Source organism: Micromonospora arida (genome assembly GCF_042873195.1).
Classification (GTDB): domain Bacteria; phylum Actinomycetota; class Actinomycetes; order Mycobacteriales; family Micromonosporaceae; genus Micromonospora; species Micromonospora arida.
In genome coordinates, this window is sequence record NZ_JBIALC010000006.1 from 306,441 (window position 1) to 319,074 (window position 12,634).

15 protein-coding genes and 1 tRNA gene are annotated in these 12,634 nt (G+C 69.5%); 7 read left to right on the forward strand and 9 right to left on the reverse strand.

Going from position 1 to position 12,634, the window contains the following annotated elements; all coding sequences use genetic code 11:
• Positions 1-5: 5 nt before the first annotated feature.
• Together ACFYP0_RS20250 and ACFYP0_RS20255 are read right to left on the reverse strand one after the other, a co-directional pair.
• Positions 6-425: a VOC family protein gene (locus ACFYP0_RS20250; protein ID WP_088952055.1), complete on the reverse strand. Its 420-nt coding sequence runs from the start codon at positions 423-425 to the stop codon at positions 6-8.
• 35 nt (positions 426-460) lie between these two features.
• Complete coding sequence (locus ACFYP0_RS20255; RefSeq protein WP_112582884.1) at positions 461-862, reverse strand: helix-turn-helix domain-containing protein; 402 nt, start codon at positions 860-862, stop codon at positions 461-463.
• Positions 863-990: 128 nt separating this feature from the next.
• On the opposite strand from ACFYP0_RS20255, the gene ACFYP0_RS20260 reads away from it, so the two are divergent.
• Positions 991-1,647 carry a type 1 glutamine amidotransferase domain-containing protein gene (locus ACFYP0_RS20260; protein ID WP_355497515.1) on the forward strand — a complete coding sequence of 219 codons (657 nt, stop codon included), beginning with the start codon at positions 991-993 and terminating at the stop codon, positions 1,645-1,647.
• A 91-nt stretch (positions 1,648-1,738) separates the two neighbouring features.
• On the opposite strand, the gene ACFYP0_RS20265 is transcribed toward ACFYP0_RS20260, so the two are convergent.
• A complete protein-coding gene (locus ACFYP0_RS20265; RefSeq protein ID WP_124861499.1) occupies positions 1,739-1,942 on the reverse strand; it encodes a hypothetical protein in 204 nt (67 codons plus the stop codon).
• Between the two features lie 391 nt (positions 1,943-2,333).
• On the opposite strand from ACFYP0_RS20265, the gene ACFYP0_RS20270 reads away from it, so the two are divergent.
• Complete coding sequence (locus tag ACFYP0_RS20270; protein ID WP_355497521.1) at positions 2,334-3,107, forward strand: hypothetical protein; 774 nt, start codon at positions 2,334-2,336, stop codon at positions 3,105-3,107.
• Between the two features lie 805 nt (positions 3,108-3,912).
• Positions 3,913-4,188 (forward strand): hypothetical protein, encoded by a 276-nt coding sequence (locus ACFYP0_RS20275; protein WP_355497524.1) that lies wholly within the window; start codon positions 3,913-3,915, stop codon positions 4,186-4,188.
• 295 nt (positions 4,189-4,483) lie between these two features.
• Here the strand turns inward: ACFYP0_RS20275 and ACFYP0_RS20280 are convergent, their stop codons facing one another.
• Together ACFYP0_RS20280 and ACFYP0_RS20285 are read right to left on the reverse strand one after the other, a co-directional pair.
• A complete protein-coding gene (locus ACFYP0_RS20280) occupies positions 4,484-4,864 on the reverse strand; it encodes a hypothetical protein (protein WP_355497527.1) in 381 nt (126 codons plus the stop codon).
• A 243-nt stretch (positions 4,865-5,107) separates the two neighbouring features.
• The gene (locus tag ACFYP0_RS20285) at positions 5,108-5,545 is read right to left on the reverse strand and encodes a VOC family protein (protein ID WP_355497530.1); all 438 of its coding nucleotides are present in this window, start codon (positions 5,543-5,545) and stop codon (positions 5,108-5,110) included.
• Positions 5,546-5,605: 60 nt separating this feature from the next.
• Here ACFYP0_RS20285 and ACFYP0_RS20290 point away from each other — a divergent pair, with 60 nt between their 5' ends.
• A complete protein-coding gene (locus ACFYP0_RS20290; protein ID WP_355497533.1) occupies positions 5,606-5,785 on the forward strand; it encodes a hypothetical protein in 180 nt (59 codons plus the stop codon).
• 61 nt (positions 5,786-5,846) lie between these two features.
• Here the strand turns inward: ACFYP0_RS20290 and ACFYP0_RS20295 are convergent.
• Positions 5,847-5,923 (reverse strand) — tRNA-Thr (locus ACFYP0_RS20295).
• A gap of 340 nt (positions 5,924-6,263) precedes the next feature.
• Between ACFYP0_RS20295 and ACFYP0_RS20300 the strand changes: the two genes are divergently transcribed.
• Positions 6,264-7,355: an ABC transporter ATP-binding protein gene (locus ACFYP0_RS20300; protein ID WP_091403085.1), complete on the forward strand. Its 1,092-nt coding sequence runs from the start codon at positions 6,264-6,266 to the stop codon at positions 7,353-7,355.
• A 121-nt stretch (positions 7,356-7,476) separates the two neighbouring features.
• On the opposite strand, the gene rlmB is transcribed toward ACFYP0_RS20300, so the two are convergent.
• Both rlmB and cysS read right to left on the reverse strand, forming a co-directional pair.
• A complete protein-coding gene (gene rlmB, locus ACFYP0_RS20305) occupies positions 7,477-8,610 on the reverse strand; it encodes a 23S rRNA (guanosine(2251)-2'-O)-methyltransferase RlmB (RefSeq protein ID WP_355497536.1) in 1,134 nt (377 codons plus the stop codon).
• Positions 8,610-10,025 (reverse strand): cysteine--tRNA ligase, encoded by a 1,416-nt coding sequence (cysS, locus tag ACFYP0_RS20310; RefSeq protein ID WP_356978120.1) that lies wholly within the window; start codon positions 10,023-10,025, stop codon positions 8,610-8,612. The genes rlmB and cysS overlap by 1 nt, the downstream gene beginning before the upstream one ends.
• A gap of 321 nt (positions 10,026-10,346) precedes the next feature.
• On the opposite strand from cysS, the gene ACFYP0_RS20315 reads away from it, so the two are divergent.
• Entirely contained in the window at positions 10,347-11,006 is a 660-nt protein-coding gene (locus ACFYP0_RS20315) for an IclR family transcriptional regulator (RefSeq protein ID WP_386997224.1), read from the forward strand.
• 610 nt (positions 11,007-11,616) lie between these two features.
• Here ACFYP0_RS20315 and ACFYP0_RS20320 read toward each other — a convergent pair.
• Positions 11,617-11,757, reverse strand: a complete 141-nt coding sequence (locus tag ACFYP0_RS20320; RefSeq protein WP_258399559.1) for a hypothetical protein — start codon at positions 11,755-11,757, stop codon at positions 11,617-11,619.
• A gap of 402 nt (positions 11,758-12,159) precedes the next feature.
• Here ACFYP0_RS20320 and ACFYP0_RS20325 point away from each other — a divergent pair, with 402 nt between their 5' ends.
• Positions 12,160-12,570, forward strand: a complete 411-nt coding sequence (locus ACFYP0_RS20325) for an endonuclease domain-containing protein (RefSeq protein ID WP_355497542.1) — start codon at positions 12,160-12,162, stop codon at positions 12,568-12,570.
• Positions 12,571-12,634: the final 64 nt, after the last annotated feature.

The following is a 12,634-nucleotide window of genomic DNA, read 5'->3' on the forward strand; positions in this document are numbered from 1 at the left end:
GCCCCCTACGCCCGGGGGAACATCTGGCCGATGCGGATCCGGTTGCCGAACGGGTCCCGGATGCCGAAGTCGATCCCGTACGGGCGCTCGGTCGGCTCGTCGGTGATCTCGACGCCCTTCGCCACAAGATCCTCGTGCGTCTTGCGGGCGTCGTCCGTGGTCATGAAGAGGTACCCGCCGAGGGCACCCTTGGTGAGCAGCTCCCGGACCTGCTCGGCGGTGGCCGGGTCCAGCGCGGGCGGGCCCGGCTTTTCCAACAGGATCTCGCGCTCCGGGTCGCCGGGCAGGTTGACAGTGAGCCACCGCATGAAGCCGAGGTCCTGGTCGGTGTTGACCTCCATGCCGAGCTTGTTGACGTAGAAGTCAAGCGCGGCGTCCTGGTCGAGGACGTAGATCTGGGAGCGGCTGATCGCGTTCATCGTCATGCCCATGACGCTAGAGGTAGACCGTGACCTGCGGCTTATCCAAAACTGCTGGGTCGGGTCCAGGCTTTGGTGAAGCACGACGGCACGTTGGCCGGCGCGACGCGTTGACGCCGGAAATCCGAGGGGGACTCCCCGACGATCTGCCGGAACGTCCGACTGAACGTCCCCAGGCTGCCGAAGCCGACGGCGTAGCAGATGTCCGTCACGTCCCGGTCGGTCTCCACCAGCAACGACATCGCCCGCTCCACCCGGCGGCGTTGCAGGTAGCGGTGCGGGGTCTCACCGAAGGTGGCCCGGAAGGTACGAATGAAGTGCGCCTGCGAGACGTGCGCGATCCGGGCCAACGCCGGAATGTCCAGAGGCTCGGCGTACGCCCGGTCCATCGCGTCCCGGGCGCGCAGCATCGCCCGGTTCGACTCCTCCACCGCGCGACTCATCGGCCCCCGCCTCACTCGCCCGTTGCGGGCCCAGGCTACGCCGACCCCGGTGACCCGGCGTTCAAACCCGTCTCCGCTGTGACATCGGCCTATGGCCGGAACGGACCGGCCGCGCCAGCATGGAGGGCATGACTCGTGCACTCATCGCCCTGACCAGTCACTCCGAGCTGGGCCGCACCGGCCGCTCGACCGGCTACTACGTCGGCGAGGCCGCCGAGCCGTGGGAGGTGTTCCGGGCCGCCGGCTACGACGTCGACCTGGTGTCCGTGGCCGGCGGCGAGCCGCCGGTAGACGGCCGGGACGAGAACGACAGCACCCAGAACGACTTCCTCGCCACCGCCGGCGTCACGGACACCCCGAGGGCCGCCGACGTCGACCCGGCCGGGTACGACGTGATCCTCTTCGCCGGCGGTCACGGCACCATGTGGGACTTCCCCGACGACCCCGACCTGGCCCGCATCGCCCGCTCGGTCTACGAGCGCGGCGGCGTGGTGGCCGCCGTATGCCACGGTCCGGCGGCGCTGGTGAACCTGACCCTCACCGACGGCTCCCGGCTGGTCGCCGGCAAGCGGGTGGCCGGCTTCACGAACAGCGAGGAGGCCTCCGTCGGCCTCACCGACGAGGTGCCTTTCCTGCTCGCCGACAAGCTCACCGAGGCTGGCGCGCAGCACGTACCGGCGCCGGACTTCACCGAGCACGCGGTGGTCGACGGCCGCCTGGTGACCGGTCAGAACCCGCAGTCCGCCCGCGCCGTGGCCGACGCCGTGGTGAAGCTGCTCAGCTGAGCGCCGGTCGGATCCGGTAGTCGTCTGCACTGCGTCGTCCGGTCGGGTAGCGGCCCCGCGTTGTCCTCGCTTGTCCACCGGCGCCGTCGACTTACCGGTTGGCCTCGCGCTCCGGACAGTCGGCGTACTGCCAGGTTGCGGTGAGGTCCTGACTCGTCACGATCATCCTGCCGGCGAGACAGGCGATCTCGTGCCGGCACCCCTGCTCGTGCGGCAACACCTCGTCCAACATCACGTCCTGGAGTTGGACCACGTCCAGCTCTCGGTCAGCGGGTTCAATCGTCAGACTCCGCACGCCTCGGTAGCGGATGGTCAGGTCTTCCTCGTGCTTCCAACAGTTGTGCCGGAGGTGCAGCTCAAGCCACCGGCTGCCGCCTGTCTCACCGGACGTCAGTCGCGCTGGCTTCAGGCTCTTGACGCAGCGCTGCCCGAAGAAGTCGTAGTGGCCGGGCTCCGTAGCGAACCTGCGAGCTCCGTCAGGCAACGAGTCAGCAAGCGATGGCAACTGCTCGAGGTACGCCTCGGGATCCAGAAAGATGCCGTCTCTGGTTCGTTCAAGGCTGACGTATCTCATTTCCGCCCTTCCGCCAATGCGCGAATCGCAGCAGCGTCCTCTGTGGCCCGCACGTGGACGACCAGGGTCTGCAGCACTGGCGCCGATTTTCTCCGACCCCGACAATTCCCGGGTGCCCACACCCGAGGCGAACGACGCGCTGCGCTGGCTGGCCGAACAGGGCGTGACGGCGCTCGGCAAGGGACGCTGGTCGGAATCCTCCCCATCGGGTGACTCCGAACGATCCGACCACGACCTCGCCCACGAATGGACAACCGCCGCTCTCGGAGACGACCGGCTGGTGCCGATGCAGCGGCTACGCACGGGGCTCGGCCTCCTCGATCTGCTCGACGAATACTGGGTGACCGTCGAGCTGCGAACCTTCATCACCGAGCAGGCCGACCCGGCGGTCACCGATGCCTTCTGGGCCGGATACCGACAGCGTCTCGAAGCCGTCGAACCGGCAGAGCAGGTGCTGTACTCGCTGTGGGTCGACTGGTTCGAGGACCAGGGCACCGTCGAGGCGGCGTTCTCGCAGGTGGCCGGCGACGACGTGCGCCGGGTGCTGGCCCGACGACGCCAGTTCGATCTCGCCAGCGGTCCGGTGCACCGTCGAGTCGCACGGGTCCTGGAGCACTCGGGGCCGATCCGCTGGGCTCACAAACACGATGTCTATGAGGCTGTCGCAACAGTGCCCGAGCTGCGGCTGCCGTTGTTCAGAGGCCTTCGGGCCAGCTACCACGACGTCTACGGCGACCTCGAACCGATGCCGGCGCTAGCCCTGTTGGACCGCCTTCAGCTACCCGCGGACACCCCGCACCTCGCCCCGCTGCGTGCGGTGCTGGCGGCTGGTGCTGGCAACCACTACCGCCATCCACACCTGTGGGACGCCGTGCGCCAGGAGTGACACCGACCCGGTACGGACGGCAGTGGCCGTGGCGGCATGGGCCGCTTGGCCCGGCCGTCGCCAGTGACCCGTTGCTGGCCGCCGAGCGTTCAACACTCTTATGCCATGCTGCTCCACAAAAACGAGCGAGGGTCGAGGGCCAATGGCGGAGCTTCTCTTCGGTCGACCACATGACTCAGGTGGCCTGCTTAGGCGCATCTGGGTAAAGGTTGACGGACGACGAGTCGCTGGGCTGAGGCCAGGTCAATCGGCCAGGGTCAGCCTCGAAGGGGGTGAGCATGTAGTCCAGGCAACATTGGACTGGATCCGCAGCGAACCCCTCGCCCTACAGCTCGACGCTAATGAGACCGCATCGCTGGAAGTATCCTGCCCGGCGCGTGCCTACTTGCAGACGTGGTCCAGGCCCTCACGAGCGCTGGACATGCGACGCATATGACCTCTCCTGTGCGGAACAATGATCAACCGTCGATGAGCTGGGCGAGCAGCCGTAGTGAACTGCCTGAACAGCCCCCATCGTCCATAGGCGTCCGGCGTCGGCCGCCTTGGTCGTCACCCAGTTGGTCACCCAGCTCCGAGCGTCAGACGTCAAAGCGGAACTCGGAGCCCCGGCGCACCTAGACGGGTACGGCGTCCGACGCCTGCTCCCGCGGCGTCCCGGTCTGCCATGGCTGCTCGCTGGTTCAGCCCGTTCCGCGGCATCTTGTGCTCGCTGCGTGCCACGCAGGACCTCCTGCCCCGGCAGCGGAGGAGACAGTTAGGCTTTGGATCAAGGTGTGTCAGAGGCAGGCGGTGCGGAGGAACGGCAATGATGGTCGTGGTCTTCGACGATGATCGAGAGTGGTACATCCAGGGACGCGTCTTCGAATCCATTGTCGAGTGTGTGCCCGCCGGGATGCTTCAGGACGATGATCTGGTGATGCACCTACGGCCCGCCCGAGCGGTGGGTCTACTGAACCTACCGCGCATGGATCCAGACCGAGCCGAGCGTATCGGTGCTGCTCTCAACGAGGGCGTGAAAGAACTTGCCGAGTTTTACCAAGGTCTGCTGACGATTTCTGCACGGCGAGTTGAAAACGACTGACGGCACTGCCTACCGTGCCATCGCCTCTGCCGTCGACCCGCCCTCCGGGGAACGGGGCGCCGCCCGGCCCGCCATGTCAAGCGGACCTTGACGGCCCGCACGGACGCTGGCGGGCCGGACGGTGGTCTGCTCGGCTTGCCCGGGGGTCGATGGCAGGCGGGATGGCCTACCGCAACCGCCCACGGACCGCGACGCGCCGACGGTGCCCCGGCCATCCTGGAGCCGGAGCGCCCCCGCCGGAGGCGCACTGACCGCACCCCGCGACCGCACCACTGGCTGAACCTTGAGCCTGAGGCTAGGCGGTGAACCACCCAACAGCCGGGGCACCGCGATAATCCGGCCGGCTCGCCCACACCTGGCCCCACGCTCTCTCCTGTGTCGAGTCCAAGCGTCCGTGGCGGGATGCCTCAGCGTATGCGCCCAGCTGACGGTGCAGCGCTGACGCCGCCTCGACGCCCACGGCCCTGATCTCATGCAGGACATAGCGCCGGGGGCGATGGTCCAGTGGATAGACCCCCGCAAACCAGAACTCCCGCCCATCCCACCGGGCCAGCCCGTCGATCGCTCCATCGTAGAAGTCGTCGCACCACAGAATCTCGACGCCGGACAGCTCGACCAGACTGGCCAACACCGGCTCCTCGTGCATCAGAAAATATTCGTCGGGTTCCTCAGGCACACGAAACACGCTAGCCCTTCCGCCTCACGCGGGTGACCAGCCCTACCATCGGCCATAGGCAGTAGACCTAATCGATCATGACCTGGCGTCAAGGATCCTCCGACGCCGTTCCGTCAAACATCATCCGAGACCAGGCACCGGCAGTCCGGTGTCGAGGCGCGGGGCCTGCGTGACACATCGGTATCAAGACCTGCGTGACGCTGTTGAGGGCTACGGCTTGGCCAACTGCCCGGTCGAACGGGCCTAAAGGACGTCGAACTCGTTGCCCTCCGGGTCGGCCATCGTCACGTGGTCAGGCGTACCGTCCGGTTCGTCGACCCGGAGTACGGTCCCGCCCGCTGCCACCAGTTTGTCGACCATCGTCTGGACCCGCGGCCAGCGCACCTTCAACGGCTCGTGCCTGCCGCCGCCGACGTGGATATCGAAGTGCATGCGGTTCTTGACTGCCTTCGGCTCCGGCACCTTCAGGAAGGAAATACCGGGCCGGATGCCGTCGGGGTCCTCAATGAAGGCGCCGTCGTCCCACTCGTCCTCGGGAACCTTGAAATGGGCCTGCCAAGCCTCCCAGGTGGCGAACCCTTCTGGTGGGGCGGCCGGGACGTACCGCAGCGCGAGGCACCAGAACGCGGCCAGTTCACGCGGGCTCGCGCAGTCGACGGTCAAGGACCACTGCTCGGACATCGCCACACCGTAGACCGCCGAAGGCCACACCGAGGGGCCGGCCGAGTTCGCTCCGGCAGGGTGCTCCGGGACCTGCGGCACACCGTCGTGTCGCTGCTGATGGAGTTGGGTGTACCGCCGCACGTCGTTAAGGCCGTCGCTCGGCACGCCGATGTGAAGATCGCGCTCAAGGTCTACGCTCACGCCGACCTCGAGGCGATACGCCAAGCGCTCGACAAGCTCGACGGGAAGCTCTCATGAGTGCCGTTGCTGTCAACCGGTCGACTCACGGCAGAGCCGGTTGCGAAATGCCTGATGTAATTGGAGCCCCCGGCCGGGATCGAACCGGCGACATCTCGCTTACAAGGCGAGTGCTCTGGCCAGCTGAGCTACAGGGGCGCGTGCGTCGAGGTCAGCATAGCGACTGACGTCCGGTAATCCCGATCGCGAGGCCTCCCGAGCACGGGAATCGTCAACAACCCGACGCAGACTCGTTTCGCACGGCGTCGATTGATGTCTGACCGTGCCCGAGTGACCGGAATGCGTAGCCCGCCTGATGGGCTGGGCGGCCCCCCACCTTGGCAGCACGGGTAAACGCGTTTACGGTTCACTGACACGGACGACGACCGGGCGCCCCCGCGACCGCGCCGCCGTCCGCTGACCGGCACGGACACGCGCCGGTTGCTCCTTCACTCGGATCGTCCGGCACGTTCCTGCCGGTGAAAGGAAGCGCTTCACCATGGCTACCGTCACTTATTCCAAGGCGTCCCGGGTCTACCCGGGCCAAGAGCGTCCCGCCGTCAACGAGCTGGACCTCGAGATCGGCGACGGGGAGTTCCTCGTCCTGGTCGGCCCCTCGGGTTGCGGCAAGTCCACCAGCCTGCGGATGCTCGCCGGCCTGGAGGACGTGGACGCCGGTTCGATCTACATCGACCAGCGTGACGTCACCCACCTTCCCCCGAAGGCCCGCGACATCGCGATGGTCTTCCAGAACTACGCCCTCTACCCGCACATGACGGTGTACGAGAACATGGCGTTCGCCCTCAAGCTGCGTAAGACCTCCAAGTCGGAGATCGACCGGCGGGTCAAGGAGGCGGCCGGGCTGCTCCAGCTGGAGGAGTACCTCAGCCGTAAGCCGAAGGCGCTCTCCGGTGGTCAGCGTCAGCGCGTCGCGATGGGCCGGGCGATCGTCCGCGAGCCGCAGGTCTTCCTCATGGACGAGCCGCTGTCGAACCTCGACGCCAAGCTCCGCGTGCAGACCCGTACCCAGATCGCGTCCCTGCAGGCCAAGCTGGGCGTCACCACGGTCTACGTCACGCACGACCAGGTCGAGGCCATGACCATGGGTCACCGGGTCGCGGTCCTGCTCGACGGTGTCCTCCAGCAGGTGGACACCCCGCGGGCGCTCTACGACACCCCGGCCAACGTGTTCGTCGCCGGCTTCATGGGCTCTCCCGCCATGAACATCAAGACCGTTCCGCTGAACGAGCGGGGCGCCGAGTTCGCCGAGCTGCAGATCCCGCTGACCCGGGAGCAGGTCGAGGCGGCCCGCGCCGAGGGTGGCGACGGCAAGGTCACCGTGGGCTTCCGCCCGGAGGACTGCGAGCTGGTCAGCCCGACCGAGGGCGGCATGCCGGTCGTGGTCGAGCTGGTCGAGGACCTCGGCTCGGACGCCAACGTCTACGGCCACGCCGCGCTGGGTGGCAACTCGGAGCGCTTCGTCGTCCGCACCGACCGGCGCAACATGCCGAACATGGGTGACACCGTGTTCGTCAAGCCGGTCGCCGGTCGCAGCCACGTCTTCCACGCCGCCACCGGTGGCCGGATCTGACGTAACGCCGTACCGACAGGGGCGGTCCGCTTCGGCGGGCCGCCCCTTCGTCGTACCCGACTGAATGAGCACGAAGGCCCCCTCCCGCGCTCGGCGGGAGGGGGCCTTCGTTCGACGTGCGCTACTGCTCGACGGAGCGCCGGCGGGCGACCTCGGCCAGGGCGACCGCCGCCGCCACGCTGGCGTTGAGCGACTCGACCTCGGAGATCATCGGGATGCTGACGGTCAGGTCGCAGGTCTCCCCGACCAGGCGGGAAAGACCGCGCCCCTCGGAACCGACCACCACCACCAGCGGACCGACCGCGGCCTCCAGGTTGTAGAGGTCGGTGTCGCCGTCGGCATCCAGGCCGACGACCATGAAGCCGGCGTCCCGGCACGCCTTCAGCGACCGGGTCAGGTTGGTCACCTGCGCCACCGGCACCCGCGCGGCCGCACCGGCACTGGTCCGCCAGGCGGTCGCGGTGATCCCGGCGGCACGACGCTCGGGTACGAAGACACCCTGCGCGCCGAACGCGGCAGCCGAACGGATCACGGCGCCCAGGTTGCGCGGGTCGGTGACACCGTCCAGCGCGACCAGCAGCGGGGCCTGCTGCTCCAGGGCAGCGGCGACCATGTCCTCGAACGGCTGGTACGCGAAGGGCGGCACCTGCAGGCCGACGCCCTGGTGCAGCACCCCGCCGGTCATCCGGTCCAACTCCGCGCGGCTGATCTCCAGGTTGGCGATGCCCCGGTCGGCGGCGGTCCGGATGATCTCGTTGATCCGGTCGTCCATGTCGATGCCCTGGGCCGTGTAGAGCGCCGTCGCCGGCACGTTGGCGCGCAGCGCCTCCAGCACCGGGTTACGCCCGACCAGCAGCTCCGGGGTGTCCTTGGACGGGTTGGACTTGCGCCCCGGCGTGACCCGAGGGCCGGACCGGCCGGTGGGCTTGCCGCCCCGCCCGCCGGTGGCAGTGCCCCGGCCGACCGGTACGCCCCGACCGCCACCCCGACCCCAGGTGGTGTCCTTACTTCCGGGCTGGCCGATCTTGGGGGCGCGCCCCTCCTCGGCCGCCGCGCGGCGCTCCTTGTCCTGCTTCCAGGCGGTGCGCTGGGGCAGCTTCTCGGTGCCCGAGTAGCCCTTGTGCCACGGCCGCTCGTCCGCGGGCAGGGTGCGACCCCGCCCGGCCAACGAGTCCTTGTTCTTGCCGCCGGTGCCCTTGGGGGCGCCTGCCTTCGACGTCAGTCGCCGGCCACGGCGCTGCGAGTTGCCGGCCATCAGTCCTGCTCTCCAATAGTCCAACGGGGGCCCTGGGGGGTGTCCTCGACCACCACGCCGGCCAGCTTGAGCTGGTCACGCACGGCGTCCGCGGCAGCCCAGTCCTTGCGGCCCCGCGCCTGCGCACGCTGCTCCAGGGCCAGCGCGATCAGGGAGTCCACCACGGCACGAAGATCGTCCGATCGGCCGCCACCGGTCCAGGCCGGGTCGAGGGGGTCGATCCCGAGAATATCCAGCATTGCCCGCACCACGGCCAGCGTGGTGCGGACGGTCACATCGTCGCCGACACTCAGCGCGGTGTTGCCGTCCCGAATGTGCTGTTGCAGCACGGCCAGCGCGGCGGACGTGTTGAGGTCGTCGTCCATCGCCGCGACGAAGCCGGCGGGCAGCTCACCGAGCGGCCCGGCACCGACCCTCTCGGCGGCCCGCTGCACGAAACCCTCGATCCGCCGGTACGCGGTGGCCGCGTCGCGCAGCGAATCCTCCGAGTAGTCGATCACCGAGCGGTAGTGCGCGGCGGCGTAGTAGTAGCGCAGCTCCACCGGCCGCACCCCGAGCGAGTCCACGTACGCCAGGCCCAGGGCGTTGCCGGCGGACTTGCCCATCTTGGCCCCGCCGATGCTGAGCAGCCCGTGGTGCACCCAGTAGCGGGCGAACGGCAACCCGGCCGCCTGCGACTGGGCGATCTCGTTCTCGTGGTGCGGGAACGTCAGATCCAGGCCACCGCCGTGGATGTCGAACTCCGGGCCGAGATAGCGCCAGCACATCGCCGAGCACTCGATGTGCCAGCCCGGACGGCCCAGACCCCACGGCGAAGGCCAGTAGGCGTCCGCTGGCTCGTCCGGTTTGGCACCCTTCCACAGCGCGAAGTCGCGCGGATCCCGCTTGCCCCGATCCGGGGCGTCCCCGGCCGACTGCATGGCGTCCGGAGACTGACCCGACAACGACCCGTACGCCGGCCAGGACGCCACGTCGAAGTAGACGTCGCCGGAGCCGTCACTCGCCGGGTACGCGTGCCCGTCGGCGATCAACTTCGTGATCAGCTCATGCATCTCCGGGATGTGCCCGGTGGCGCGCGGCTCGTAGGTGGGTGCCAGCACGTTCAACGACCGGTACGACTCGGCGAGCAGCAACTCGTTGGCGTACGCGATCGACCAGAACGGACGGCCCTGCTCGCCCGCCTTGACCAGGATCTTGTCGTCGATGTCGGTCAGATTGCGAATGAAGGTGACCTCGTAGCCGGCGGCCAACAGCCAACGACGCAGGACGTCATAGTTGACGCCGGAGCGAAGGTGACCGATGTGCGGCGGTGCCTGAAGGGTGAGACCACACAGGTAGACCCCCACCTTGCCGACTTCCCGCGGGACGAAGTCCCGCACCGATCGGGTGGCGGTGTCATACAGGCGTAGCGTCACCGTACAAGGGTAGCTGTCCGTGCCTGTCCGGGTCCGCCGGTGCCGGGTCGTACGCTGCCAGGCGTGGATGCGACCGCACGCTCCGGTGGCTCCGGTGACCCGCCACCCAACCCCACCGCCCCCGCCGACCCATCCTTCGAGCGGGCTTCCGGGCCGGCCGACGCGACCTTCGGACCGGCCGACGCAGGTGGAGGTCGGGCCGACGTGCCCTTCGGGCGAGCCTCCAGCTCGGCCGACGCGGCCTCCGGGCGGGCCTCCCGCTCCGCAGACACGGCCCTCGGGTCGGCCCCCGACGCGGCCCTCGGGCGGACCGAGGCTGGCGTGGGGCGGGCCGACGCGGTTGTGGGACGAGGCGGGGAGACGTCGCAGACGCTGGACCGGGGGTTGCGGCTGCTGCACCTGGTCGCCGACGCCTCCGGCGGTCTGACCGTCACCGAGGCCGCGAATCGGCTCGGCATCGGCCGGGCCGCCGTCTACCGACTGGTCAGTGCGCTGACCGGGCACGGCATGCTGCGTCGCGACGGAGACGGTCGGCTGCGCCTCGGTGCCGGGTTGCTGCACCTGGCCCGACGGGCCCAGCCGCTGCTCGCCGAGGGTGCGCTGCCCGCGCTACGCCGCCTCGCCGAGCAGGCCGGCGCGACCGCGCACCTGACCGTCGTCGAAGGTGGCGAGGGCGTCGCCCTGGCCGTGGTCGAGCCGAGCTGGACGTCGTTCCACGTCGCGTACCGGGCCGGGGCACGGCATCCACTGGACCGGGGAGCAGCCGGCCGGGCGATCCTGGCCGGTCGCGCCGGGGTGGCCGAGCCGGTGAGCAGCAGCGGAGAGTTGCAGGCCGGGGCGTACGGGGTGGCCGCACCGGTGCTCGGCGTACCCGGCCTGGAGGCCAGCGTCGGCGTGGTCGCGCTCGCCCCGCTGGACGTCGACACGATCGGCCCCCAGGTGCTGGCCGCCGCCCGAGCCATCACCACCGCCCTCAGCTGACCCCGACCGCCGCACGCCACCTCACCGCCCCGCCCCGCCGCGCGCCACCTCACCGCCCCGCCCCGCCCCGCCGCGCGCCACCTCACCGCCCCGCCCCGCCCCGCCGCGCGCCACCCCACCGCCCCGCCCCGCCGCGCGCCACCCCACCGCCGCGCGCCCCGCCCCGCGTCCGTGGCCTGATCAACTCGGGTTCACGGAAGTCGCGGTATCCCGAGGCCGGTGACCGCCCGACTTTCAGAAACGCGAGTGGATCACCGCCCGCCGACGGCTCTGATGCCTGATCGGTCGGCCGTTCTGGCCGCTGCCATAGCACGATCGGCAGGCGGATTCGTGGTTGTCCACAGGTCCAGCGGCATGCGCGGGCCGGGTTGTCCACAGGGGTTTCGGTGGCCAGTCGGTGGTCGGCAGGCTGCTCGACATGCCCCCACGTCCGCATCGCCCCGATGTCCTGGCCTGGCAGGTCTTCCGCGGCTCCGACGCTGTCCGGGACGGCCTGCTCACCGAACATCAGCTGCGCAACTCTGCCTGGGTGCGGTTGCGCCACGACATCTACGCCGACGCGCGGCTGGACCGTGATCACGCCCTCGCGTGTCGCGCCACCCTCCTCCGGCTACCGCCCGGCGTGGTGGTCGGCGGCCCGTCGGCCGCCTACCTGCACGGCGTCCAACACGCCGCGAGCTTTACCGACGATGTGCACGTCCTCGTGCCCCGACCGCTGCGGATAGGCCCACAGCGTGGCCTCCGCGTGCACGTCAGGGCCATCACCCCGCTCACGGCGAGCGAGACTTCTGAGCCCGCCGCGCCAACCACCCGACGACCGACAGGCCGGCCACCGAATGCGAACCGTCCGCCGACCCCAGGACATCAGCCAGCCGCAATCCGACCGACAGGAATGTCACCACGCCCAGCGCGGCAACCGTCCCGCCCGGCCGCCGTGTCCGTGGGAGCAGGGGGCATGGTGGTGGCTGGTCGAGGCGATGGGTGGGCGGCGGCCAGCCCGCCCAGGCGATGGGAGCAAGACCTCCCAATCCCCCGATCCGACCCCGGCCGGGCCGCCTGGGAGACGGCTGTCTGGCTCGACCCCATCCGAGCGGTCACCATCGTCGATTCGCTGCTCGGGCAGGGGCTGGCCGATCGCGAGACCTTGGCCGCCATGGCTGCCGGCAATGCTGACCGTCCGGGTGCGCGACGAGCACGCTGGGTGTTCGACCTGGCCGACGGCGGGGCTGAATCTCCGCCGGAGTCACAGCTTCGCGTGCGGTTGGTGCTGGGCGGGCTGCCGCGCCCGGCGGTTCAACATCCGGTACGCCTGCCCACCGGCATTGTTCTGCACCCCGATCTGGCCTGGCCGCAATATCGGGTAGCGGTGGAGTACGACGGGAAGTGGCACTCCGACGTAGAGCAGCTGCACCGCGACCGCCGTCGGCTGAATCAGCTGGTCGCCGCGGGTTGGCTGGTCCTGCACGTGACCAACCGCCGGCTGCACGGCGAGTTCCCGGCGGTGCTCCGAGAGGTACGCGACGCGCTGGTCAGCCGCGGCTGGCGACAGGGATCGTCCAGGTGACCAGGATCAACTCGGGTTCCTGGAAATCGCGCCATCCTTCAGGCACCAACACCGCGCCTTCCAG

Excerpts from the sequence above, each read along its gene's own strand:
- ACFYP0_RS20250 (WP_088952055.1), bottom strand. The coding sequence starts at position 425 with ATGACGATGAACGCGATCAGCCGCTCCCAGATCTACGTCCTCGACCAG.
- ACFYP0_RS20255 (WP_112582884.1), bottom strand. The coding sequence starts at position 862 with ATGAGTCGCGCGGTGGAGGAGTCGAACCGGGCGATGCTGCGCGCCCGG.
- ACFYP0_RS20260 (WP_355497515.1), top strand. The coding sequence starts at position 991 with ATGACTCGTGCACTCATCGCCCTGACCAGTCACTCCGAGCTGGGCCGC.
- ACFYP0_RS20275 (WP_355497524.1), top strand. The coding sequence starts at position 3,913 with ATGATGGTCGTGGTCTTCGACGATGATCGAGAGTGGTACATCCAGGGA.
- ACFYP0_RS20285 (WP_355497530.1), bottom strand. The coding sequence starts at position 5,545 with ATGTCCGAGCAGTGGTCCTTGACCGTCGACTGCGCGAGCCCGCGTGAA.
- ACFYP0_RS20300 (WP_091403085.1), top strand. The coding sequence starts at position 6,264 with ATGGCTACCGTCACTTATTCCAAGGCGTCCCGGGTCTACCCGGGCCAA.
- rlmB (WP_355497536.1), bottom strand. The coding sequence starts at position 8,610 with ATGGCCGGCAACTCGCAGCGCCGTGGCCGGCGACTGACGTCGAAGGCA.
- ACFYP0_RS20325 (WP_355497542.1), top strand. The coding sequence starts at position 12,160 with ATGGCTGCCGGCAATGCTGACCGTCCGGGTGCGCGACGAGCACGCTGG.